This window comes from Frigoribacterium sp. AC394 (assembly GCF_979258095.1).
On sequence record NZ_OZ409834.1, the window covers coordinates 702,666 to 726,553 of the forward strand.

A 23,888-nucleotide genomic window follows, 5' to 3' on the forward strand; every position below is an offset into this window, starting at 1 on the left:
GTTTAAGCTGGGTCGAGGCGGGCCCCTCGGGGCCCCACCTGATCAACAATCAACGGAGAGTGGGCGATCGGCAGTGACTAGCCACGTGACGGGAACGACGGACGACGGCGCGGCGGCCGAGTTCGGGGCCAACGAGTGGTTGGTCGACGAGCTCTACGAGCAGTGGGTGGTCGACAAGAACTCGGTCGACGAATCGTGGTGGCCCGTGCTCGAGGCGTACAGCCCCTCCGAGACCTCGTCCGAGTCGACGCCGACCACCGCTCCCCCGCAGACGGACGCCGCCGCCCCGGCGCCGACCCCGGCCCCCGCCCCCGACCAGGCCCCGAGCGACGGTGCTCCGGCCAAGAAGTCGGTCGCGGCCCGCACGACCTCCGTCGAGCCCGCGAAGAAGCCGATCCCGGCCGAGGCTCCGAAGAAGAAGAAGGAGCCCGCACGGGCCGAGTCCACCGCCGAGCAGCCGACGCCCGAGCCGGTCAACACGGTCGCACCGCTGCGGGGCATGGCCAAGTCGCTGGCGACGAACATGGACGCGAGCCTCTCCGTCCCGACCGCCACCAGCGTCCGGACGATCCCGGCGAAGCTGATGATCGACAACCGGATCGTCATCAACAACCACCTCAAGCGGGCGCGCGGCGGCAAGATCTCTTTCACGCACCTCATCGGCTGGGCCCTCGTCCAGGCCCTGAAGGAGTTCCCGAGCCAGAACGTCTTCTACGACGAGGTCGACGGCAAGCCCTCGATCGTCACTCCCCCGCACATCAACGTCGGTCTCGCGATCGACATCCCGAAGCCCGACGGCACGAGGGCGCTGCTCGTGCCCGGCATCAAGCAGGCCGACGAGATGCACTTCGGCGAGTTCCTCCAGGCCTACGAGGACGTCGTCAAGCGGGCTCGCGACAACAAGCTCGCCGCCGCCGACTTCCAGGGCAACACGATCTCGCTGACCAACCCGGGCGGCATCGGCACCGTCCACAGCGTGCCGCGCCTGATGAAGGGCGCCGGGTCGATCATCGGCGCCGGGGCGCTCGACTACCCGGCGGAGTTCCAGGGGTCGGCGTCGAAGACCCTGGTCGAGCTCGGCATCGGCAAGACCATCACCCTGACGAGCACGTACGACCACCGCGTCATCCAGGGAGCCGGCTCCGGCGAGTTCCTGAAGAAGGTCCACGAGCTGCTCATCGGTCAGCGCGGCTTCTACGAGGACATCTTCGCGGCGCTGCGGATCCCCTACGAGCCGATCCGTTGGAACCCCGACATCAACGTCAACATCGCCGAGCGCATCAACAAGACCGCGCGCGTGCAGGAGCTGATCAACAGCTACCGGGTCAGAGGTCATCTGATGGCCGACATCGACCCGCTCGAGTACCGCCAGCGCACGCACCCCGACCTGGCGATCGAGAGCCACGGACTCACCTTCTGGGATCTCGACCGCGAGTTCGTCACCGGCGGTCTCGGCGGCACGACGAACCTCCTGCTCCGCGACATCCTCGGCATCCTCCGCGACTCGTACTGCCGCACGATCGGCATCGAGTACATGCACATCCAGGACCCTGCGCAGCGCAAGTGGGTCCAGGATCACGTCGAGGTCCCCTACGTGAAGCCGTCGCACGACGAGCAGATGCGCATCCTCGCGAAGCTCAACGAGGCCGAGGCGTTCGAGACGTTCCTGCAGACGAAGTACGTCGGGCAGAAGCGCTTCAGCCTCGAGGGCGGCGAGTCGACCATCTCCCTGCTCGACACGGTGCTGCAGCAGGCCGCCCGCGAGGGCCTCGACGAGGTCGCCATCGGCATGGCCCATCGAGGTCGTCTCAATGTGCTCACCAACATCGCCGGCAAGACCTACGGTCAGATCTTCCGCGAGTTCGAGGGCACACAGGACCCGAAGACCGTCCAGGGCTCCGGCGACGTCAAGTACCACCTGGGCACCGAGGGCGAGTTCACGAGCGCGACGGGCGAGACCATCCCGGTCTACATCGCCGCGAACCCCTCGCACCTCGAGGCCGGCGACGGCGTGCTCGAGGGCATCGTCCGCGCCAAACAGGACCGCGGCGCCTCCGGGGTCTTCGGCACGCTGCCCATCCTGATCCACGGCGACGCCGCCATGGCCGGGCAGGGCGTCGTCGTCGAGACGCTGCAGATGTCGCAGCTGCGCGGCTACCGCGTCGGCGGCACGATCCACCTGGTGATCAACAACCAGGTGGGCTTCACGACCCCGCCGTCCGAGTCGCGGTCGTCGGTCTACTCGACCGACGTCGCGAAGACCATCCAGGCTCCGGTCTTCCACGTGAACGGCGACGATCCCGAGGCCGTGGCACGGGTGGCGGAGCTCGCCTTCGCCTACCGCCAGCAGTTCAAGCGCGACGTCGTGATCGACCTCGTCTGCTACCGCCGCCGGGGCCACAACGAGGGCGACGACCCCTCGATGACCCAGCCGCTGATGTACAACCTCATCGAGGAGAAGCGCAGCGTCCGCACGCTGTACACCGAGGCCCTCGTCGGTCGAGGCGACATCACGCGAGACGAGTACGACGGCGCCCACCGCGACTTCCAGGATCGACTCGAGCGGGCCTTCGCCGAGACGCACGCCGCGCAGACCGGGTCGATCCCCGTCATCACCGGCGACGCGCACGACGTCGCCGACCTCGAGCGCCCGGCGACCCAGCGCGACGACAGCGCCGGCGAACCCGAGTCGACGGCGATCTCCCTCGAGCTGCTGCACCGCATCGGCGACGCGCACGACAACCCGCCCGAGGGCTTCGTCGTGCACCCGAAGCTCCAGCAGCTGCTGAAGAAGCGCGTCGACATGAGCCGCAACGGCAACATCGACTGGGCCTTCGGCGAGCTGCTCGCGATGGGCTCGATCGTCACGGAGGGCACGCCCGTGCGTCTCGCCGGCCAGGACAGCCGACGCGGCACCTTCGTGCAGCGTCACTCCGTGCTGCACGACCGCGAGAACGGCCAGGAGTGGCTGCCCCTGCAGTACATCTCCGACGACCAGGCCAAGCTCTGGATCTACGATTCGCTGCTCAGCGAGTACGCGGCGATGGCCTTCGAGTACGGCTACTCGGTCGAGCGGGCCGACGCCCTCGTCATGTGGGAGGCGCAGTTCGGCGACTTCGCGAACGGCGCCCAGACGGTCGTCGACGAGTTCATCTCGAGCGCCGAGCAGAAGTGGGGGCAGCGCTCGAGCGTCGTCCTCCTGCTGCCCCACGGCTACGAGGGCCAGGGCCCCGACCACTCGTCGGCCCGCATGGAGCGCTTCCTCCAGCTGTGCGCCGAAGACAACATGACGATCGCCCGGCCGTCGACCCCCGCGTCGTACTTCCACCTGCTGCGCCGTCAGGCCTACGCCCGCCCCCGCCGGCCGCTGGTGGTCTTCACTCCGAAGGCCATGCTGCGACTGCGCGGTGCGACGAGCGGCGTCGACGACTTCACGACCGGCCGCTTCGAGCCCGTGCTCGACTGCACCCGCGTCTCCGACCCGTCGACGACGAAGCGCGTCGTGCTGCACAGCGGCAAGATCCACTACGACCTCGCCGCCGAGCTCGACAAGCGGGGCGTGCAGAACGACGTCGCGCTCGTCCGACTCGAGCAGCTCTACCCGCTGGCCCTCGACCGCATCCGCGAGGTGCTGGCGCAGTACCCCGAGGCCGAGCTGTTCTGGGCGCAAGAGGAGCCCGAGAACCAGGGTGCCTGGCCGTTCGTCGTGCTCGAGCTGCAGAAGCACCTCGACCGCCGCATCACGGTGGCCTCGCGCCCGGCGTCCGCGTCTCCGGCTGCCGGGTCGACCAAGGCCAGTGCCCGCCAGCAGACCGAGCTGATCGAGAAGGCGCTCACCCTGTAGGCACGCGTCATCGCCCGACGACGGGGCGCAGCATCCCACGATGCTGCGCCCCGTCTCTCTGCCACCGCGACAAACTGATATGTCTATGATATTTTGCATACATGACGTTTCATCAGGCTGCTCGACGCGATCCCGGCACCATGACGCGTGAGACGTGGACGGACACCGTGCGGGGAGCCTGCATCGTGCTGGTCGTCCTGTTCCACTACGTCGTCCTGCAGCAGAACGCGCATCTCGTTCCGGCTCCGCTGGTGTGGCTGAACGACGCCATGGCGCCCTTCCGCATGCCCCTGCTGATGGTGCTGAGCGGCCTCTTCGTCCCCGCATCGCTGCGCCACGGGCCATGGCGGTTCGTCACGCGACGTCTGGCGGGCGTGGCGTGGCCCCTCGTCGTCTGGTCGCTGATGTCCTGGGGCATCCAGGTCATCGCGGCCCACGGATCCGCGGCGCTCTCGTCACCGGTCGAGTTGCTCCTGAGCACGCGCCTGGCCGCGCCCGCGGGCGTGTGGTTCCTGGCGTACCTGCTGGTCTTCTCCGCAATCGCCCTGCTCACGAGGCGCCTGCCGCCGCCGATCGTCGCCGTCGTGGCCTGGTCGATCGCCCTCGTCACGCCCCGCGTCGGCACCGACCCCGAGATCGACCGCTTCTTCGTCCTCCTGGCCTTCTTCATGGGCGGCGTCGCCCTCACCCGCCTGCCGAGCCGCCTGGTCGCCGTCGCGAGGACACCGCAGGCCGTCGTCGTCAGCGCCGTCACGGCCGCCGCGTGCGTCGCCATCGCCGTCGCGCAGGGCACCGCCGAGGTGCATTACCTGCCCGCCATGGCGCCCGCGGTCGCCGTCGGGATGATCGCCATCGTGCGGGCGGCTCAGGCCCTCCAGCACCATCGGGTGTCGAGACTGCTGGCCGTCGTCGGCCGTCGCAGCGTCGTCTACTACCTCTCGCACTTCGTCGGGTTGGCGATGGCCGTGGCCGTCACCGAGCGCGTGGGGGCGACGAGCCTCAGCTGGACGGTGCTCGGCATCGGCCTGTCGTTCGGCGTCGGCGTCGCCCTGCACGCCGTCGTCACGCTCGTGCCGCCGGCGGACATCCTCTTCCGGTGGCCGACTCGTACCGGGTCGCGAGCGCGGCGGCGGCGGGCGAGCGTCGCCCGATCAGATCAGCTTCGAGTAGCGGACGCCGGCCTCGTGGTACCCGCGCTTGCGGTAGAACCGGCTGGCGGTGTCGGTCGCGGCGGCGCCGACGGCGTTGACGACTCGGGCGCCGTGCCCGTGGGCCCAGGTCTCGACGTGCCCGAGGAGGTGCGAGCCGAGTCCGTCGCGACGTCCGACCTCGGAGACCACCAGCAGCAGCAGCTCGGCCGTGGGTGAGTCGTCGTTGTAGGCCCAGACGATGCGCCCGCCGGCGACGGCGGTGATGCGGTCGTCGGCGTCGCGCACGACCCAGGTCTCGTGACCGCCGTCGATCGACAGGCGCCCGAGCCGGGCCGACAGCACATCGGAGTCGAGGGTGTAGCCGAGGAGGCGGATCAACGACACGAGGTCGTCGAGGTCGTGAGCGGTCGGAGTACCGAGGGGCTGCACCGGTGCGGTCATGCACCGACGCTAGCGCAGGCCCGCCGCCCGTGACGACCGGCGGTGGAGGAGGCCGGCCGACCCGCGCCTCCTCGGCGCCCGCGGGGTTCTAGCGGTGAGCCGACTGCAGCTCGCGCAGTCGCGCGAGCACCGCCCCGCGCAGGTCTTCGGGCGCCGTCTCGCGGCAGGCCCGCTGCACGGCCTCGGTCAGGACGACCCCGACCTCGTGCTCGCCCGCGCAGTCGCCGCAGGTCGCCATGTGCTCACGGATGTCGGCCGCGTCTTCGCGGCACAGCTCGTCGTGCAGATATTCTTCGAGTTCGGCCTTGGCCTTGTCGCAACCGCAGTCGGTCATTTCTTGCTGCCCTTCGATGTCGTGCCCACCGGCACCTCGATACCGCGACCGCGCGCGTAGTCGGCCAGCAGCTCTCGGAGCAGACGGCGACCGCGGTGGAGACGGCTCATGACCGTGCCCACGGGGGTCTTCATGATGTCGGCGATCTCCTGATACGAGAACCCCTCGACGTCGGCGAAGTAGACGGCCATGCGGAAGTCCTCGGGGACCTTCTGCAGGGCGTCCTTCACGGCGCTGTCGGGCAGGTGGTCGATCGCCTCGGCCTCGGCCGAGCGGGTGCTGCCGGAGGCGCGGGTCGCCGACTCGGCGCCGCCCATCTGCCAGTCTTCGAGCTCGTCGATCGTGCCCTGGTAGGGGTCGCGCTGCTTCTTGCGGTAGGTGTTGATGAACGTGTTGGTCTGGATGCGGTACAGCCAGGCCTTGAGGTTGGTTCCCTGCGTGAACTGCGAGAACGCGGCGAACGCCTTGACGAACGTCTCCTGGACGAGGTCGGCGGCGTCGGCCGGGTTGCGGGTCATCCGCATGCCCGCCGCGTAGAGCTGATCCATGAACGGCAGAGCCTGCTCTTCGAAGAGCGCCCGCAGATCGGGTTCGCCGGCGGAGGCCTCGTCGACCGCCTCGACGACGGCGTCGACGGTCTCGGCGGCCGGAGCCGTCGGGCCGGTCGGCTCGCTCGTCACGGCGGGCCGTGCCGTCGCGCCGGTGGGCTCTGAAGTGGGCTCGTCGCCCTCGAGGGTGATCATCACGGCCGATTCTAGTTCGGCCACGGTGATCTCTCTCGGTGCAAGTGCTGTCGGCACAGGTCCTCCCGCTGTTCGTTGCATTACGGTGGTGAACCGATGCAGGTCTTCAGGTATTCCGGCCCCGAGTTCAGTCCCTACGACGAGGGCCGCGCCCCCGAGGTGGACGACGGTCGCTGGGTTGCGCCCCGGGCGACCGGGCCGCTCCGCGCCTCCCTGTCGCTGCCGGGGTCGAAGTCGCTGACCAACCGCGAGCTCGTGCTCTCGGCGCTCGCCTCCGAGCCCTCCACGCTGCGGCTGCCGCTGCACTCGCGCGACACCGATCTCATGGTGCAGGCCCTGCGGGGTCTCGGCGTGCAGATCGACGAGGTCGCGAACGACGAGCCATTCGGCCCCGACTACCTGATCACCCCGTCCGAGCTGACCGGCGGCACGAGCGTCGACTGCGGGCTCGCCGGCACGGTCATGAGGTTCCTGCCGCCGGTCGCCGCACTCGCCCTGGGCCCCGTCTCGTTCGACGGCGACGCCAGCGCGCGACGCCGCCCCATGACGACCACCGTCGACTCGCTGCGCGCCCTGGGCGTCGACGTGTCCGACGACGGTCGCGGCGCCCTGCCGTTCAGCCTGTACGGCACCGGCGAGGTCGAGGGCGGCGAGGTCGAGATCGACGCCTCCGCCTCGAGCCAGTTCGTCTCGGGCCTGCTGCTCTCGGCACCGCGCTTCAGCCGCGGCCTGAGCCTCCGGCACACCGGCGAGCGCCTGCCGAGCCTGCCGCACATCGAGATGACCATCGAGACCCTCGCCCGACGCGGCGTCGAGGTCGAGTCGCCCGAACCGGGCGTCTGGCGGGTCGCACCCGGCCCGATCTCGGGCCGCGACGTCACGATCGAACCCGACCTGTCGAACGCCGCGCCGTTCCTGGTCGCGGCCCTGGTGGCCGGTGGCACCGTGTCGATCCGTCACTGGCCGACCGAAACGACGCAGGTAGGCGCCGACCTGATCGAGCTGCTGCCCCTCTGGGGCGCGACCGTCGCCCTCGACGGCGACACGCTCACCGTCGACGGCGGCGTCGGCCTGATCGGCGGGGGCTCGCTGCCCGGCGTCGACGTCGACCTCTCGCGCGGCGGCGAGCTGGCGCCGGCGCTCGTCGCCCTGGCCGCCCTCGCGTCCGGGCCCAGCACGATCACGGGCATCGGTCACCTCCGCGGGCACGAGACGGATCGCCTCGCGGCCCTCGCGGCCGAGATCACGGCGCTCGGCGGGTCGGTCGACGAGCTCGACGACGGTCTGCACCTCGAGCCGTCGCCGTTGCACGCGGGCCAGTGGCGCAGCTACGAAGACCACCGCATGGCCACGGCCGGCGCGATCATCGGCCTCGCGGTCGACGGCGTCGAGATCGACGACGTCGGCGTGACATCGAAGACGCTTCCCCAGTTCGTCGACCTGTGGGACGACCTCCTCGGTCGGCGGTCGCCTGCGCGCCCGGCCGACATCGACCTGCTCGGATTCCTGTGAGGCACGCGGCATGAGCTGGTGGACGGACGGCGACGACGCCGACGAGGGCGACTACGCCCAGTACGACGAGAGCTCGGTGCGGGTGCGCCCGAATCCGAAGGGCAACAAGCCGCGCACGAAGCAGCGCCCGGCGTACGCGAACGCCGACGAGGGCGTCGTGTGGACGGTCGACCGCGGCCGCTACGGCGTGCTGATGGACGCCGGCACGCCCGACGAGCGTGAGATCACGACGGCGCGAGCCCGCGAGCTGGGCAAGAAGTCGGTCGTCACCGGCGACCGCGTCGACGTGGTCGGCGACACCTCCGGTGCGGAGGGCTCGCTGGCCCGCATCGTCCGGGTGCGCGAGCGCACGACGCTGCTGCGACGCAGCGCCGACGACAGCGACGCCGTCGAGCGCGTGATCGTGGCGAACGCCGACCAGATGCTGATCGTCGTCGCGGCCGCCGACCCCGAACCGCGCCCCCGCCTCGTCGACCGCTACCTGGTCGCCGCGTTCGACGCGGGCGTCGAGCCCATCCTCTGCATCACCAAGACCGACCTCGCCGACCCCGCGCCGTTCGCCGCGCACTTCTCGTGCCTCGATCTGCGGATCGTGACCAGCACCTCCTCGGCCTTCGATGCGGGGCCCGACGGCGAACCGTCGGCCGTGCTCGACGAGCTGCGCGAGATCCTCGACGGGCACGTGACCGTCACCGTCGGGCACTCGGGGGTCGGCAAGTCGACGCTCGTCAACGCCCTCACGGGGTCGCAGCGCGAGGTCGGCGTCGTCAACGCGGTCACGGGCCGCGGGCGTCACACGTCGTCGTCGACGGTGTCGTTCAAGGTGCCGACCGGCGGTTGGATCGTCGACACCCCCGGCGTGCGCTCGTTCGGCCTCGGTCACGTCGACCCCGAGAACATCCTCCGGTCGTTCGCCGCGCACGCCATCCCCGCCGCCGGCGAACCCGCCGACGGCATCCCGCTCGCCGAGGCCCACGACTGGGAGATCGTCGACCGGGTCGAGGCGGGCGAGCTCGGCGACGTCGGTCGCGAGCGTCTCGCCTCGCTGCAGTCGCTGCTCGCGTCGAAGGGCGGCGTCACCGCGCGCGACCAGGCCGCCGCCGCCGACGACGCCCGCGACGACGAACGCGGCTGACCCCCGAGGCCCGAGGCCGAGCCGAGGAGGCGCGGGTCGACGCCGCCCCGCTGGGTACGCTGGCAGCGTGACCGACCCCACCCCCGCCTCCTCCCCCTGGGCCGACGATCTGGCGCTCGCGCTCGAGCTGGCCGATCTGGCCGACTCGATCAGCACCGAGCGGTACCGGTCGGCCGACCTGCACGTGTCGCTGAAGCCCGACCGCAGTCACGTGACGGACGCCGATCAGGCGGTCGAGCGGGCGATCCGCGAGCGCGTCGCGTCCGCCCACCCCGGTGACACCTTCTACGGCGAGGAGTACGGGCACGACGCCCCGTCGCACCGGCAGTGGGTCGTCGATCCGATCGACGGCACCGCGAACTACCTCCGCGGGGTGCCGGTGTGGGCGTCGCTCATCTCGCTCGTGGTCGACGGCGTGCCCGTGGTCGGCGTCGTCAGCGCCCCGATGCTCGCCCGCCGGTGGTGGGCCACGCAGGGCGGCGGCGCCTTCTCGACCGAGCACGAAGGGCCGCTGCGCGTCTCGGGCGTCGCCGACCTCGCCGACGCGTCGATCAGCTTCAACGGGCTCGAGTACTGGATCGACGCCGGGCGTCTGCCCCAGCTGCTCGACCTGACCGGCCGGGTCTGGCGCACCCGCGCCTACGGCGACTTCTGGTCGTACATGCTGCTCGCCGAGGGCGCACTCGACATGGCCGGCGAGTTCGACCTGCAGCCCTACGACATGGCGGCGCTGGTGCCCATCGTCGAGGAGGCGGGCGGGCGGTTCACCAGCGCCGACGGGCAGGAGGGCCCCTGGCACGGCACGGCGATGGCGACGAACGGCCTGCTGCACGACGAGGTGCTCGCGATCGTCGCAGAACGGCCGAGCGACTCGGCCGACGGGACCGACTCGGCCGACGTGGCCGCTCAGTCGGACGAGTAGCTCGTCACCTTGCCGGTCTTGCGCCCGCGGAGGTCGAGCAGGCCGAGCACGAGGGCGACCGAGATGAGCGCCAGCACGACCAGGAACCCGTTGCGGTACGCCTCGTGGTACTCGACGAGTCCCGCGCCGTCCGCTCCCCCGGCGCCGGCGATCACCGAGTAGAACGTCGACACCGCGGCCGCCGTGCCGATGGCCGTGCCGGCGCGCTGACCGACCTGGCCCATCGAGCCCGCCACACCGCCCATCTCGACGGGCACCTCCGCCAGGGTCAGCGTCTGGTTCGGCGAGATCACGAAACCTCCGCCGGTGCCGGCGAGCAGCATCCCGACGCCCATCGCGTACGGCGTGATCTCGGGCGGGGTGAGGATCGCGGCGAGCAGCAGCGCGACGAAGCCGACGGCGACGAGCAGCAGCCCGAGCACGACGAGGCTGCGCCCGTACCGCTCGACGAGCCGCCCGCCGTAGAAGGCGGCCACGGCACTTGTCAGCGCGAACGGGATGGTGACCATGCCCGCGTAGACGGGCTCGAGCCCGAGCCCCTGCTGCAGGTACAGCGTCGTCAGCAGGAACGTCGCGGGCAGCGCGCAGAAGTAGACCGTCGCGATCAGGGTGCCGTTGCGGTACGACGCGAGCGAGAACAGGCTGAAGTGCACGACGGGCGACCTGCCGCTCGCCTTGTAGCGCTGCTCCCACCGGATGAAGGCGGCGCCGAAGACGACGAAGCCGATCAGGAACAGCCAGCGCAGGGGGTCGTCGCCCTGCCCGGTGGTCAGCACGAACGGCAGCATCAGGGTGAAGATCGTCAGACCGAGCAGCACGATGCCGAAGAGGTCGAGCTCGTTGTGACCGCTCGGAGCCGTCGACGCCTTCGGCAGCAGACGGAGCGCGAAGACGATCGCGGCGAGACCGAGCGGGATGTTCATCCAGAAGAGCAGCCGCCAGCCGTCTTCGGGGCCGCCGATCGCGATCAGCAGCCCGCCGAGGGTGGGGCCGAAGGCGGTGCTGACGCCGATGATGGCGCCGAAGAAGCCGAACGCGCGCGCACGCTCCTTCCCCTGGAAGAGCTGCTGGATCAGCCCGAGCACCTGCGGCATCTGGATTCCCGCAGCGACACCCTGGAGGATGCGCGCGGCGACCAGCAGCTCGATCGACGGGGCGAGGGCGCAGAGCAGACTCGCGACGGTGAACGCGGTCAGGCCGACGACGAACATCAGGCGGCGCGACTTGAGGTCGCCGAGACGACCCGAGGGGACGAGCGAGAGGCCGAAGGCGAGCGCGTATCCGGCGACGATCAGCTGCAGCGCGGTCGGGCCGGCGCCGAGCGACGCCTCGATGCTCGGCAGGCCGACGTTGACCTTCGACAGGTCGAGGATGGTCAGGGCCGCGACCGCGACGCATACGGCGAACGCCTGCCACTTCTGACGCTCGGGGCTCGGGGCTTCGCGTGGCTTCGCCATGGGATGGTTCCGTCATACACCCGCCCCGGGGCGGCGGGCCGACCGGCAGGGGCGGCGGGCCGACCCTCTCGGGCCGACCCGCGCCTCCTCGTCAGGCCTTGATGTAGTCGTTCGGGTTCAGCACGTACTTCGTCGCCGCTCCCTTGTCGAACATCTCATAGCCGCGCGGTGCGTCCGCGAGGCTGATCGCCTCGGCGTGGACGTTCTTGGCGATGCTCGTGCGGTCGTGGAGGATCGCCATCATCAGACCGCGGTTGTACTTCATCACCGGGCACTGACCTGTGGTGAACGAGAGCGACTTCGCCCAGCCCGTGCCGAGGCTCAGCGACAGCGAGCCCTTCTGCGCGGCCGCGTCGATCCCGCCCGGGTCGCCGGTGACGTACAGCCCGGGGATGCCCATGGCCCCGCCCGCCGCCGTGATGTCCATCAGCGAGTTGAGCACGGTGGCCGGCGCCTCCTCGCCCGATCCGCCGCCGTGCCCCTTGGCCTCGAAGCCGACGGCGTCGATCGCGCAGTCGACGAGAGGCTCACCGAGGATCTGATCGATCTGCTCGCCGGGCTCGCCCTTGGTCAGGTCGACCGTCTCGCAGCCGAAGCTCCGGGCCTGGGCGAGGCGGTCGGCGTTCATGTCGCCGACGATGACGACGCTCGCGCCGAGCAGCAGCGCGCTCGTCGCGGCGGCCAGACCGACGGGGCCCGCACCGGCGACGTAGACGGTCGAGCCGACCTCGACCCCGGCCGTCACGGCCCCGTGGAACCCGGTCGGGAAGATGTCGGAGAGCATCGCCAGGTCGAGCACCTTCTCGAGGGCCTGGTCGCGGTCGGGGAACTTCAGCAGGTTCCAGTCGGCGTAGGGCACGAGCACGTACTCGGCCTGGCCGCCCACCCAGCCGCCCATGTCGACGTAGCCGTAGGCGCTGCCCGGGCGGTCGGGGTTGACGTTGAGGCAGATGCCGGTCTTGCGCTCCTTGCAGTTGCGACAGCGACCGCACGCGATGTTGAACGGGACGGAGACGATGTCGCCGACCTTGATGAACTCGACGTCGGGGCCGACCTCGACGACCTCGCCCGTGATCTCGTGGCCGAGCACGAGGTCCGTGGGGGCGGTGGTGCGACCGCGCACCATGTGCTGGTCGGAGCCGCAGATGTTCGTGGCCACGGTGCGGAGGATCGCCCCGTGGTTGACCTTGCGCCCGATGTTCGCCGGGTTGACGCCCGGGCCGTCCTTCAGCTCGAAGGTGGGGTAGTCGACGTCGATGACCTCGACCTGGCCCGGACCCTTGTAAGCGACCGCGTGATTCGTTGCCATGGTGATCCTCCTTGATCACTCGGGACACGGGATCGTGCCCGTGACCACACGCTAGGACTCCGAGGAGGCGCGGGTCGCGTTTCGCAGCCGCTCATCAGCAAGATCACCCCTCGCCTTCCGATACCGCCCTTCGTATGTCGCCTTATGTTTCACATGTTGAATGTGAGAGAATCGCAGTCGGCGTCGTGGCAGGAGGCCGATCAGGGTGCTGACGGCACGGCCTCCCTCCGGCGCCCGATGCCGCGCCCGGCGCAGACCCCGATCGAGACAAGGACTCCCCGTGGAATCACGCAACGACGACCGCCGCCGCCCGACCCCGTCCACGGCCACTCCCGCTGCGGTCGCGCCCGCCGCCGTCGGCGCCGCCGCCGTGGCGAGGTTCATGCGGTCGCCGGCCCGGCGCACGTCGTTGCTGATCGCGGCCGACGCCAGCGCCTGGGCCGTGGCGCTCGTCTTCGCCGTGCTCGTGCGCTACGACTTCGCGGCGCACCAGATCGCCTGGCGCTCGGCCGCCGCAGCCGTCGCCGCGGCCGTGCTGGTCCACGCCGGCGCCGGCTTCGCCACCGGCGTCTACCGTCGGCGGTTCGTGTCGGGCAGCGCGCTCGAGGTCCGTGCGGTCGCGGCCACCGTCGTCCTCACGGGTCTCGTCGTCGGCATCCCCGTGCTGCTCGTCGGCACCGAGATCCACCTGGCCCGCAGTACGGCCGTCATCGCCACGCCCGTGGCGTTCGTGCTGATGGGCTCCCTGCGGTACCTCGCGCGCCTCCTGCTCGAACGTCGCAGCCGACCCCGCGACGACGCGCAGCGCACCCTGATCTTCGGCGCCGGGCGACTCGCGAACCACCTCGTCCGCCGCATGCTGACCGACCCCGACTCGGCGTACGTGCCCGTCGGCCTCATCGACGACGATCCGACGCGGGCGGGTCTGCGCATCGAGGGCGTCCGCGTGCTCGGCACCCGGCGCGATCTCGTGCGGGCCGCGGCGGACTCCGGCGCCGAGGCGCTCATCGTCGGCATCGCCCGGGCCGACGCCGCCCTGCTGCAGGAGGTCACCGATCTGGCGGCGACCGCGGGCCTCCGGGTGCTGGTGCTGCCGCCCCTCGCCGACGTCCTCGACGGTCGGTCGCGCCTCCGCGACGTCCGGGACATCGCCATCGAGGACATCATCGGTCGCCACCCGGTCGACACCGACGTCGAATCGATCGCGGGCTACCTGTCGGGCTCCCGGGTGCTCGTCACCGGGGCGGGCGGCTCGATCGGCAGCGAGCTCTGCCGGCAGATCGCCCGCTACGCGCCGGCCGAGCTGATCATGCTCGATCGCGACGAGACCGGGCTGCAGCAGGCCCAGCTGTCGATCTCGGGCAACGGCCTGCTCGACACGAAGGAGGTCGTGCTCGCCGACATCCGCGACGCCGCGAGCCTGCACCGCATCTTCGCCGACCGTCGCCCCGACGTCGTCTTCCACGCCGCGGCCCTCAAGCATCTGCCGATGCTCGAGCAGTACCCCGACGAGGCCTGGAAGACCAACGTGCTCGGCACCCGCAACGTGCTCGACGCCAGTCGATCGGTCGGCGTGACGACGTTCGTCAACATCTCGACCGACAAGGCGGCGAACCCGACCAGCGCACTCGGCCGCTCGAAGCGTCTGGCCGAGCGCCTCACCGCCTCGGCGGCCGACGAGACCGGCGCCCGCTACCTGTCGGTCCGGTTCGGCAACGTGCTCGGCAGCCGCGGGTCGATGCTGCCCGTCTTCTCGTCGCTCATCGAGGCGGGCGGCCCTCTCACCATCACCCACCCCGACGTGACGCGGTTCTTCATGACCATCCCCGAGGCGTGCAACCTGGTGGTTCAGGCCGGCGGCATCGGGTCGCCTGCGGAGGTGCTCATCCTCGACATGGGCGAACCCGTGCGGATCCTCGACATCGCCCAGCGCATGATCGCGCTGTCGGGTCGCGACGTCGAGATCGTCTACACGGGACTTCGTGACGGCGAGAAGCTGCACGAGGAGCTCGTGGGCGACGGCGAGACCGACGACCGCCCCGTGCACCCGAAGATCTCGCACGCCTCGGTGCCTCCGCTCCACCCGTCACTGTTGGCGACAGCTGTCGGCGACGACCCCTGGTCGCTCATCGACCCGTTGCTGGGCACCCCGACCACGACGGTGGGGAGGCCGCTGCTGAAATCACTGTGAAGTAACTTTCTGCGCCTGTGATCACAGGCCGGGCACAGCATGTGTGAGTATTGGTCACGGCGTGATGCCGTGGGGAGCAATCAGGGTGCCGGGAGGCGCGGTCCACATGGCGATCGCCCAGGCGTCCGACGAGATGCCTGCTCTCGATCAGGACAGGACCCCAGCCACGTGGAACTCCGTGACTACATCCGCATTCTCCGTAAAGGCTGGGTCTTCATCGCCGCCTTGACCCTCGCGGGCATCGCCGCCGGCGCGTTGTCGTCCGTGCTGGCGACGCCGACCTACGTCTCGTCGACGCGCCTGTTCGTGTCGGTGCAATCGCAGGACTCGTCGACCACCGTCGACGCCGTGCAGGGCAGCAGCGCCGCGCAGCAGAAGGTGCGCTCTTATGTCGACGTCGTCTCGAGCGACGCCGTGCTCGCCCCGGTCATCGCCGACCTCGGGCTCGACGCCACACCCGCGGGTCTCGCCTCGCAGATCACGGCGGAGTCGCCGCTCAATACCGTGCTGATCAACATCACCGTCACGGACACCGATGCGCAGCGCGCCGCCGACATCGCCAACGCTGTCGGCACGTCGCTGAACGAGGTCGTCGTCAACGACCTGGAGACCCCGGCCGACGGAGGCGCGAGCCTCGTCAAGATCGCCACGATCGTCCCCGGGTCGGTCGCCTCGGCGCCCGCGACCCCGCGCACCGCGCTGAACCTGGGCCTCGGTCTGCTGATCGGCCTGGCCCTCGGTGTGGGCGCAGCCGTGCTGCGCAGCACGCTCGATACCCGCATCCACGGTTCGCACGACGTCGAGCTCGTCACCGACGCGGCCATCGTCGGCGGCATCAGCTTCGACCCGGGCGCGAAGAAGAACCCCCTGATCGTCCACAAGGACCCGCGCAACCCCCGCGCCGAGTCGTTCCGCACCCTGCGCACCAACCTCCAGTTCGTCAACGTCGAGTCGGGCAACCGCTGCTTCGTCGTGACGTCGTCGCTGCCCGGCGAGGGCAAGACGACCACGACGGCGAACCTCGCGGTGGCCCTGGCCGAGACGGGCGCCACCGTCGCCGTCGTCGACGGCGACCTGCGTCTGCCGCGCCTGGCCGACACCCTGGGGCTCGAGGGCGTCGTCGGTCTGACCGACGTGCTGATCGGGCGAGCCGAGCTGCAGGACGTCCTGCAGCCCTGGGGTCGCGGCACGATGTTCGTGCTGCCGGCCGGCCGCGTTCCCCCGAACCCCAGCGAGCTGCTCGGCTCGAAGGCGATGAGCGCCCTGCTCGAGTCGCTCTCGGCCTCGTTCGACTACGTGCTCATCGACGCGCCGCCGCTGCTTCCTGTCACCGACGCCGCGATCCTCAGCAAGCTGACCGGCGGAGCCCTGGTCGTCTCCGCCGCCGGGCGCACGACCCGCAACGAGCTGCAGTCGGCCCTGCGCAACCTCGAGCACATCGGCAGCCGGGTGCTCGGCATCGTGCTGACCATGCTGCCCACCAAGGGCCCGGACGCCTACGGCTACGGTAACTACGGCGCGTACTACGGCATGGAGCAGGACACCCCCGAGGCCGGCGTGGGCGACCTGCCCGCCGCCCCCAAGACCAAGACGCGGATGGGCCGGTAGAGCACAAGTGTCATTCGACGGGGCCGACGCCCCCTCCCCCGGTTTCTCGCTGCTGACCGTCTGCACGGGCAACATCTGCCGGTCGCCGCTCGCCGAGCTGCACCTCGCCCGTGGGCTCGCCGAGCTCACCTCGGTGGCCGTCTCGAGCGCCGGCACGATGGCCGTCGACGACGACGTCATGCCCGAGCAGGCCCGGGCCCTGGCCCGGTCGTTCGGCCTGGAACCCGACGAGCACCGCGCGCGGTTCCTGTTCGAACGCGACGTGCGTGATGCCGACCTGGTCATCGCGCTGGCGCGAGAGCACCGCCGTGCTGTGGTGGCCATGCACCCCCGAGCGAGCCGGTACACCTTCACCCTGCGCGAGGCTGCCCGTCTGGCGCGCGACGTGACCGACGGCGAGATCGCCACGGCGTTGTCCGCCCTCGCCGACGACGCGAGCGAGGCCGACCGGCTGCGAGCCGTCGTCGAGCTGCTCGCGTCGCGTCGTGGAACCGTCGAGGCCCCCGAGGACCCTCTCGACGACGACGTCGTCGACCCTTACCGCCGCTCGGACGAGACGTTCGCCGAGTCAGGGCGCCAGCTCGTGCCCGCCGCCGACGTCGTCGCCGATCTGCTGCGCCGAGCGGGAGGTGTCGGCTGATGCCCGATGCACGCCGCAAGCGCGGCCAACGCGCCCGCACCCGTCGTCGCCTCGCCATCGTCGGTCTCAGCCTCTTCGTCGTCGTCGACCTCGCGCTCGTCGCCTTCGCGCTGACCCGCGAGCCCGACGGCCTCGCGGCCGACGCCGACACGTCGGCGCCCTCGGCGCCGGCTGCCTCGTCGACCACTCCGGGCGCGACGCCGACCGCGACAGCCACCCCGTCGCCCGCGGCCGATGCGGCCCCTCTCGATCGCATGATCTCCGCGGTGGACGGCACGACCGCCTGGCGTGCCGAGGCCGGTGCCTGCGCGCCCGACGCCGAGAGCAACCCGGCCACCCTGCAGCGGACCGATTCGACCGGTACCGAGTGGACCAGCTCTGCGATCCCGGCGGCCGTCGGCGTCGTGGGCGTCGATCGGCTGCAGGCCAGCGAGGCCGCGACGGCGTTCGTCGTCGGCCCCGTCGGCTCGACCTGTGAGCCGACCTTCGCTCAGACGTTCACCTCCGGTGCCGACTTCGGCGAGTACCCCGACCGACTCGACGCCTCGTGGTACGTGGCCCGCGACGACCGTGCTGTCGTTCATGCTCCGTTCAGCGAGAACCCCGCGCCCTGCGCATCGGTCGTCGATCTCGCCGTCGTGAGTGACACCCAGGCCGCGGTGCTCTGCTCCGACCGCACCGTGTACCGGACAACCGATGCGGCGACCTCGTGGGATGCGGGTGTGACGGTCGAGGGTGCCGTCGCCATCGCCGCGGCATCGGGGACGTTCTACGTGGCGTCCACTGGAGCGGCCGGCTGCGACGGCACGCAGATCGCGACCACCTCGTCCTCCGCCGACGACGTCATGACACCTGTCGGGTGCTCGACGGCCACGACGGACGAACCGGGTTCGGTCGCTGTCTCTGCGGCCTCGGGCAGCGTGTGGCTCTGGGCCGGCGACGATGTCGTCGTCTCGACCGATGGCGGGGTGACCTGGTGATCGAGCGCATCCTCTCCACTCCCCTCCGGCGCACGGCTCTGCAGGTCGTGCTCGACGCCCTCTCGTGGGCCGTCGCGATCCTCTTCTCGGTGTCGTTGCGTTACGACTTCTCGTACGTCGACGTCACCTGGCGCGCGGTCTTCGCTGTGGCCGTCGTCACGATGCTCGTCAGCGCGGCTCTCGGGTTCTTGACCGGGCTCTACCGTCGCCGCTTCGTCCCAGGCAGTTTCGCCGAGGTGCGGGCGATCGTGGTCGTGGTCCTCTCCACCGGTGTGCTCGTCGGTCTGCCCGTGCTGATCATCGGCACCGACATCTCGCTGGCGCGAAGCACCATCCTCATCGCCATGCCGGTCGCCTTCGTCTTCATGGGCGCCCTGCGCTACATGGCCCGTCTGTACGTCGAGAGCCAGCACCGCCCGGGTGAGAGCGCACAGCGGACGCTGATCTTCGGTGCAGGCCGCCTGGCCAACCACCTCGTTCGGCGGATGCTGACCGATCCGGCCTCGCCGTACCTCCCGGTGGGCCTGATCGACGACGATCGGACTCGAGCCGGTCTGCGCGTCGAAGGCGTGCCGGTGCTCGGCACCCGCAACGACCTCGTCGAGGCGGCCCAGCGGAGCGGAGCCGAGGCGATCATCGTCGGCATCGCCAAGGCCGACGCGACCCTGCTGCAGGAGGTCACCGACCTCGCGGCCGAGGCCGGTCTCCGCGTCATGGTGCTGCCGCTGCTCGACGAGATCCTCGAGGGGAAGTCTCGACTCGGTGATGTCCGCGACATCGCCATCGAGGACATCATCGGTCGTCACCCCGTCGACACGCAGGTCGAATCGATCGCGGGCTATCTCGCCGGCAAGCGCGTGCTGGTCACCGGCGCCGGTGGTTCCATCGGTAGCGAGCTGTGCCGCCAGATCGCCAAGTTCGGCCCGGCCGAGCTGATCATGCTCGACCGCGACGAGACAGGCCTGCAGCAGTCGCAGCTGTCGATCTCGGGCAACGGCCTGCTCGACACGAAGGAGGTCGTGCTCGCCGACATCCGCGACCCCGAGGCACTGCGTGCGATCTTCGCGGAACGACGCCCCGAGGTGGTCTTCCACGCCGCGGCACTGAAGCACCTGCCGATGCTCGAGCAGTACCCCGACGAGGCCTGGAAGACGAACGTGCTGGGCACGCAGAACGTGCTCGATGCGGCCAAGGCGGTCGGGGTGACGACGTTCGTCAACATCTCGACCGACAAGGCGGCGAACCCGACAAGCGTGCTCGGGCACTCGAAGCGCCTCGCCGAGCGTCTCACCGCGTGGGCGGCCGACGAGACGGGCGCGCGCTACCTGTCGGTCCGGTTCGGCAACGTGCTGGGCAGCCGCGGGTCGATGCTGCCCGTCTTCACGTCGTTGATCGAGGCGGGTGGTCCGCTGACGATCACCCACCCCGATGTGACCCGGTTCTTCATGACCATCCCCGAGGCCTGCCATCTCGTGGTGCAGGCCGGCGGCATCGGCGCACCCAGCGAGGTGCTCATCCTCGACATGGGCGAGCCCGTCCGCATCCTCGACATCGCCGAGCGCATGATCGCCATGTCGGGACGAGACATCGGCATCGTCTACACGGGTCTCCGAGAGGGCGAGAAGATGCATGAAGAGCTCGTGGGCGACGGCGAGAGCGACAACCGGCCCGTCCACCCGAAGATCTCGCACACCTCGGTGCCGCCCCTGCACCCGTCGCAGCTGACCGATGTGCACGCCGAGACCGGCCCGTGGACCGCGGAACTCACCCTCGACCCGAAACAGGAAGTCCCCGAGTGACCGAACGCATCTACATGAGCTCACCCGACGTGGGCGAGCTCGAACAGCAGTACGTCCAGGCGGCGATGACCGGTGGCTGGATCGCGCCGCTGGGTCCCGATGTCGACGCCTTCGAGAACGAGCTCGCCGAGCGCGTCGGTGTCGGTCACGGTGTCGCGTTGAGCTCAGGTACGGCCGCCCTGCATGTCGCTCTCGTCGCGTGGGGCGTCGGGCCGGGCGACGTCGTGCCGACCTCGTCGATGACCTTCGCAGCCACGGCGAATGCGATCGCCTACACCGGTGCCGAGCCATATTTCGTCGACTGCGATCCCGAGACCGGCAACATGGACCCTGAGCTGCTCGGGGATGTCCTCGACGAGTTGTCGGCCGCCGGCGAGAGCATCGGGGCCGTCGTGCCCGTCGACCTGCTCGGCAAGGCCATCGACTACACCGCGATCACCGCACTCACCGAGCGTCATGGTGTGAAGCTGCTCGCCGACGCGGCGGAGTCGCTCGGGGCGACGCACGCTGGTCGCGCAGCCGGTTCCTTCGGTGACGCATCCGCCATCTCGTTCAACGGGAACAAGATCATGACAACATCAGGCGGCGGCATGCTGTTGACCGATGATGGCGACCTGGCGCAGCGCGTGCGCTATCTGTCGACGCAAGCCCGTCAGCCGGTCGCACACTACGAGCACACCGAGATCGGCTACAACTACCGCCTCAGCAACATCCTCGCCGCGCTGGGTCGAGCACAGCTGACGCGCCTGGACGAGATGATCGCTCGCCGACGCGAGATGCGCGAACTCTACGCCGCGATGTTCGCCGAGGTCGATGGCGTCGAGATCTTCGGTCGCACTGGGGACGAGCAGGACAACGTCTGGCTGACGTCGATCCTCGTCGACAGCTCGGTGACGGGCTGGAAGCCCGCCGACCTGTCGGCTTGGCTGGCCGCGGATCAGATTGAGTCACGCCCGTTGTGGAAGCCGATGCACATGCAGCCGGTGTTCGCGTCGGCTCGTTCGCGGTCGAACGGTGCATCCGAACGCCTCTTCGAGCGCGGGGTCACTCTCCCCAGCGGCTCGGCGCTCGACGCCGGCCAGCGGGAGCGCGTCCAGGGACGCATCCGCGCCTTCTTGGACGCGGCCTGATGGCTGGCCTTATAGACCGAATCGCCAAGAGAACACTCGATATCACGGTCGCCGGGGTCGGACTCGTCGTGACTGCGCCCGTCCAGCTTGTTCTGGCCGGCGTCATCGCAAGGCGACTTGGTCGACCGGTCCTATTCGTTCAGCCGCGGCCGGGCAAAGACGGCCGAGTGTTCAACCTCGTCAAGTTCCGCTCGATGTTGCCCGTCGACGAAGCACGTGGCCTCGTGACCGACGAAGACCGCATGACCACCTTCGGCTCGGTTCTGCGTTCAACAAGTCTGGACGAACTCCCGACGCTGTGGAACGTAGTGCGTGGCGACATGAGCCTCGTCGGCCCAAGGCCACTCTTGGTGCGGTATCTCGACCGCTACTCTTCCCGCCAAGCACGGCGCCACGACGTCCGCCCTGGCGTAACGGGTTTAGCGCAGATAAGTGGACGAAACGCCATTTCATGGAACGACAAGCTGGAGCTCGACGTCATCTACGTTGAAACGCGCACGCTCCTGGGCGACATCCGCATCCTGACAGCGACTCTCATCCGTGTCATCAGACGCGATGGCGTGACGGCCGAGGGCTCGGTCACGACAGAAGAATTTCTCGGTAATGGCGGTGTCAGCTCGTGACAGTACGCCTCATCGTGATCGGCGCGGGCGGATTCGCTCGCGAGACTCTCGACGTCATTCATGCCGTGAATCAGGCGGGAACAGGAAAGTTCGAAGTCGTTGGTATCCTCGACGATCACCCGTCTGATGCTTCGATCAAGCTACTTCACCGTCGCGGTCTCAAAATCAGTGGCAGCATCCGGTCATTGCTCCAGGACGAACTCGACATCGAGTTTGATGCATACGTCATTGCTATCGGCGACCCAGTCGTGCGACGGGACTTAGCCAAGCGCATCCCAGGCCACCGACGCGCCGCAACCGCGATCGTGCACCCCAATGCTTCTATTGGCAGCGACGTGCTTTTTTCCGATGGCGTGGTTGTTTGTGCTGGTGTCGCACTCTCCACAAACATCAACCTAGGGCCCCATAGTCACATCAATGCACATGCCACGATAGGCCACGATGCCGCGATCGGATGTGCGGTCTCCATTAACCCGGCGGCTGTGATCTCTGGAACCGTCACTGTGGGCGACGGAGCGTTGGTTGGGGCGTCTTCCGTCGTCCTCCAAGGTATATTTATCGGCGAGTCAGCCGTCATCGGTGCCGCCGCATGCGTCACGCGAGACGTCGCCGCTGGAGCGACAGTAAAAGGAATTCCAGCGAAATGAAAAGGGTCCGCACGATTAAAGATGATGCGAGACTATGGCTCTTTCTCGACAGCAGAATGAGGCTCGTGTGAAAAAATCACGCCTGAAGTCGCTGACGACGCGCCTAGCCCCGTTACAAACCGTCTTGGTACTACAGTCGAATCAGCTTCTCGTCGCGGGCGTCGCCGTCCTTGTCAGCTTGCTTGCTTCGACCATCATGGATCCGAGCAACAGAGGCGACCTTGCCCTATGGCTACAGGTTGGCTACGTTCTCACCACGGCTGCCATGCTCGGTATAGAGCGACCCTACTCAGCGAGTGGTAGCGAGGATTTCTCCACTGCAAGTCGAGAAATACTATTCCTTGTACGACCTGGACTCCTCCTCCCTGGCGGCCTGGCACTTGTCGGTGCCGGGGCGTTTCTAACTGGCGCAAATGAAACGGCCATCATTGCCGTTGTCGGATCAGTCTTTGTCCTCGGTAATATATACGCAAGGGTGAGCCGAGTCGCATACATAAGAAGCGGCAGGTCTCGTCTTTACTGGACACTGAGTACGAGTTCGCAAACGCTTCTTCTCATAGTTACAGTCGGTCTTTGGATTGCCCGTATTAATGACCCTCTGGTCTGGCTCGTCGCCTACGCCGCAGCATCGGCGCCGTTTCTCGTAGGCGTAACGGCACTTGCTCGCAATGGATCAAGCCAGTCCATGCAGGCCGGATCACTATCACCCATAAGACAAGCGGGACTACACCTGTTGCCTGCCTCTTTCGGCAACACAGCCATGCTGCGGTCGGACCGACTACTGCTGCCATTTCTATCATCCAGTTATGAACTCGGTATCTACATCGTGGTCGCGACAGTGATGGAATTGGCGAGCTGGCCTATCCAAAATTGGGTCGACGCATCTCTCGCGAAGTGGAAATCACGGAACGGGGTGAACGCTAAGTCTTCCTCAAAGCCCTGGCTCAAGCCTGCTCTAGCCTCGCTCGTCCTATCAACGATGTTTGCTCTCGCATCGCTGGCAGTCATCCTCTGGATCCTCCCAGAATCGTACCAGCCGGCATTAGTCCTCATTCTACCCCTGTTCCTCTCGTCACTTATCTACTCGTTGACGAGAATCCAGCAAGGGCGACTGATAGCAGCTGGTAGACCCAAGCTAGTGTCGACCTCTGAGGTAGTTGGGATGGTCGCGTCCGTGGGCCTCTACGTTGCACTCATACCCTCGATGGGGGCAGTCGGTGCGGCGTTCGGCTCAGTCGGCGGCTACTTCGCCTGCTTCCTGGTCGCTTTAATCGGGGCCAGGAGAGGCAAGAACCAATGAATGCTACTGAAATGCCGCGAACCCCTTGGCCACGAATCGCCCTCGCCATCCTCTTCATAGGGCTCGTCGCGGGCAGGTTCGATCTGTCCCGCTACAACGTGGGCCTTGCAGCCGTGGACGTT

At 68.9% G+C, this 23,888-nt stretch carries 18 protein-coding genes and 1 pseudogene; 14 read left to right on the forward strand and 5 right to left on the reverse strand.

What is annotated here, in order from left to right:
- The first annotated feature begins 73 nt into the window (after positions 1 to 73).
- Both ACZZY9_RS03195 and ACZZY9_RS03200 read left to right on the forward strand, forming a co-directional pair.
- Positions 74 to 3,844 carry a multifunctional oxoglutarate decarboxylase/oxoglutarate dehydrogenase thiamine pyrophosphate-binding subunit/dihydrolipoyllysine-residue succinyltransferase subunit gene (locus tag ACZZY9_RS03195; RefSeq protein WP_463462959.1) on the forward strand — a complete coding sequence of 1,257 codons (3,771 nt, stop codon included), beginning with the start codon at positions 74 to 76 and terminating at the stop codon, positions 3,842 to 3,844.
- 140 nt (positions 3,845 to 3,984) lie between these two features.
- Positions 3,985 to 4,884, forward strand: a pseudogene (locus tag ACZZY9_RS03200) (acyltransferase family protein); the annotation flags it as partial.
- A gap of 111 nt (positions 4,885 to 4,995) precedes the next feature.
- Here ACZZY9_RS03200 and ACZZY9_RS03205 read toward each other — a convergent pair.
- From ACZZY9_RS03205 to ACZZY9_RS03215, 3 genes are all read right to left on the reverse strand, one after another.
- Positions 4,996 to 5,436, reverse strand: a complete 441-nt coding sequence (locus tag ACZZY9_RS03205; protein ID WP_463462960.1) for a GNAT family N-acetyltransferase — start codon at positions 5,434 to 5,436, stop codon at positions 4,996 to 4,998.
- Positions 5,437 to 5,524: 88 nt separating this feature from the next.
- Complete coding sequence (locus ACZZY9_RS03210; protein ID WP_192058243.1) at positions 5,525 to 5,770, reverse strand: zf-HC2 domain-containing protein; 246 nt, start codon at positions 5,768 to 5,770, stop codon at positions 5,525 to 5,527.
- On the reverse strand, positions 5,767 to 6,537 hold the full coding sequence (locus ACZZY9_RS03215) for a sigma-70 family RNA polymerase sigma factor (RefSeq protein ID WP_463462961.1): 771 nt from the start codon (positions 6,535 to 6,537) through the stop codon (positions 5,767 to 5,769). Before ACZZY9_RS03215 ends, ACZZY9_RS03210 begins: the two co-directional genes overlap by 4 nt.
- A 72-nt stretch (positions 6,538 to 6,609) precedes the next feature.
- On the opposite strand from ACZZY9_RS03215, the gene aroA reads away from it, so the two are divergent.
- From aroA to ACZZY9_RS03230, 3 genes are all read left to right on the forward strand, one after another.
- Positions 6,610 to 8,025 (forward strand): 3-phosphoshikimate 1-carboxyvinyltransferase, encoded by a 1,416-nt coding sequence (aroA, locus tag ACZZY9_RS03220; protein WP_463462962.1) that lies wholly within the window; start codon positions 6,610 to 6,612, stop codon positions 8,023 to 8,025.
- Positions 8,026 to 8,035: 10 nt separating this feature from the next.
- On the forward strand, positions 8,036 to 9,160 hold the full coding sequence (gene rsgA, locus ACZZY9_RS03225; protein ID WP_243215103.1) for a ribosome small subunit-dependent GTPase A: 1,125 nt from the start codon (positions 8,036 to 8,038) through the stop codon (positions 9,158 to 9,160).
- A gap of 67 nt (positions 9,161 to 9,227) precedes the next feature.
- Positions 9,228 to 10,082 (forward strand): inositol monophosphatase family protein, encoded by an 855-nt coding sequence (locus ACZZY9_RS03230; RefSeq protein WP_463462963.1) that lies wholly within the window; start codon positions 9,228 to 9,230, stop codon positions 10,080 to 10,082.
- Here ACZZY9_RS03230 and ACZZY9_RS03235 read toward each other — a convergent pair.
- Positions 10,067 to 11,539, reverse strand: a complete 1,473-nt coding sequence (locus ACZZY9_RS03235) for an MFS transporter (protein ID WP_463462964.1) — start codon at positions 11,537 to 11,539, stop codon at positions 10,067 to 10,069. The genes ACZZY9_RS03230 and ACZZY9_RS03235 overlap by 16 nt on opposite strands.
- 91 nt (positions 11,540 to 11,630) lie before the next feature.
- Entirely contained in the window at positions 11,631 to 12,848 is a 1,218-nt protein-coding gene (fdhA, locus tag ACZZY9_RS03240; protein WP_463462965.1) for a formaldehyde dehydrogenase, glutathione-independent, read from the reverse strand.
- 280 nt (positions 12,849 to 13,128) lie between these two features.
- Here fdhA and ACZZY9_RS03245 point away from each other — a divergent pair, with 280 nt between their 5' ends.
- From ACZZY9_RS03245 to ACZZY9_RS03285, 9 genes are all read left to right on the forward strand, one after another.
- Entirely contained in the window at positions 13,129 to 15,039 is a 1,911-nt protein-coding gene (locus ACZZY9_RS03245) for a polysaccharide biosynthesis protein (protein WP_463462966.1), read from the forward strand.
- A gap of 168 nt (positions 15,040 to 15,207) precedes the next feature.
- Entirely contained in the window at positions 15,208 to 16,647 is a 1,440-nt protein-coding gene (locus tag ACZZY9_RS03250; RefSeq protein ID WP_463462967.1) for a tyrosine-protein kinase domain-containing protein, read from the forward strand.
- A gap of 7 nt (positions 16,648 to 16,654) precedes the next feature.
- Positions 16,655 to 17,287, forward strand: a complete 633-nt coding sequence (locus ACZZY9_RS03255; RefSeq protein WP_463462968.1) for an arsenate reductase/protein-tyrosine-phosphatase family protein — start codon at positions 16,655 to 16,657, stop codon at positions 17,285 to 17,287.
- On the forward strand, positions 17,287 to 18,267 hold the full coding sequence (locus ACZZY9_RS03260; RefSeq protein ID WP_463462969.1) for a beta propeller repeat protein: 981 nt from the start codon (positions 17,287 to 17,289) through the stop codon (positions 18,265 to 18,267). Before ACZZY9_RS03255 ends, ACZZY9_RS03260 begins: the two co-directional genes overlap by 1 nt.
- Positions 18,264 to 20,066, forward strand: coding sequence for a polysaccharide biosynthesis protein (locus ACZZY9_RS03265; RefSeq protein WP_463462970.1), 1,803 nt, complete (start codon positions 18,264 to 18,266; stop codon positions 20,064 to 20,066). The genes ACZZY9_RS03260 and ACZZY9_RS03265 overlap by 4 nt, the downstream gene beginning before the upstream one ends.
- Positions 20,063 to 21,196 (forward strand): DegT/DnrJ/EryC1/StrS family aminotransferase, encoded by a 1,134-nt coding sequence (locus tag ACZZY9_RS03270; RefSeq protein ID WP_463462971.1) that lies wholly within the window; start codon positions 20,063 to 20,065, stop codon positions 21,194 to 21,196. Before ACZZY9_RS03265 ends, ACZZY9_RS03270 begins: the two co-directional genes overlap by 4 nt.
- Complete coding sequence (locus tag ACZZY9_RS03275) at positions 21,196 to 21,819, forward strand: sugar transferase (protein WP_463462972.1); 624 nt, start codon at positions 21,196 to 21,198, stop codon at positions 21,817 to 21,819. Before ACZZY9_RS03270 ends, ACZZY9_RS03275 begins: the two co-directional genes overlap by 1 nt.
- Positions 21,816 to 22,466 carry a PglD-related sugar-binding protein gene (locus ACZZY9_RS03280; protein WP_463462973.1) on the forward strand — a complete coding sequence of 217 codons (651 nt, stop codon included), beginning with the start codon at positions 21,816 to 21,818 and terminating at the stop codon, positions 22,464 to 22,466. Before ACZZY9_RS03275 ends, ACZZY9_RS03280 begins: the two co-directional genes overlap by 4 nt.
- Positions 22,467 to 22,533: 67 nt before the next feature.
- The gene (locus tag ACZZY9_RS03285; protein ID WP_463462974.1) at positions 22,534 to 23,766 is read left to right on the forward strand and encodes a lipopolysaccharide biosynthesis protein; all 1,233 of its coding nucleotides are present in this window, start codon (positions 22,534 to 22,536) and stop codon (positions 23,764 to 23,766) included.
- Positions 23,767 to 23,888 lie beyond the last annotated feature (122 nt).

Excerpts from the sequence above, each read along its gene's own strand:
- ACZZY9_RS03275 (WP_463462972.1), top strand. The coding sequence starts at position 21,196 with ATGGCTGGCCTTATAGACCGAATCGCCAAGAGAACACTCGATATCACG.
- ACZZY9_RS03235 (WP_463462964.1), bottom strand. The coding sequence starts at position 11,539 with ATGGCGAAGCCACGCGAAGCCCCGAGCCCCGAGCGTCAGAAGTGGCAG.
- ACZZY9_RS03210 (WP_192058243.1), bottom strand. The coding sequence starts at position 5,770 with ATGACCGACTGCGGTTGCGACAAGGCCAAGGCCGAACTCGAAGAATAT.
- ACZZY9_RS03260 (WP_463462969.1), top strand. The coding sequence starts at position 17,287 with ATGCCCGATGCACGCCGCAAGCGCGGCCAACGCGCCCGCACCCGTCGT.
- fdhA (WP_463462965.1), bottom strand. The coding sequence starts at position 12,848 with ATGGCAACGAATCACGCGGTCGCTTACAAGGGTCCGGGCCAGGTCGAG.
- rsgA (WP_243215103.1), top strand. The coding sequence starts at position 8,036 with ATGAGCTGGTGGACGGACGGCGACGACGCCGACGAGGGCGACTACGCC.
- aroA (WP_463462962.1), top strand. The coding sequence starts at position 6,610 with ATGCAGGTCTTCAGGTATTCCGGCCCCGAGTTCAGTCCCTACGACGAG.
- ACZZY9_RS03205 (WP_463462960.1), bottom strand. The coding sequence starts at position 5,436 with ATGACCGCACCGGTGCAGCCCCTCGGTACTCCGACCGCTCACGACCTC.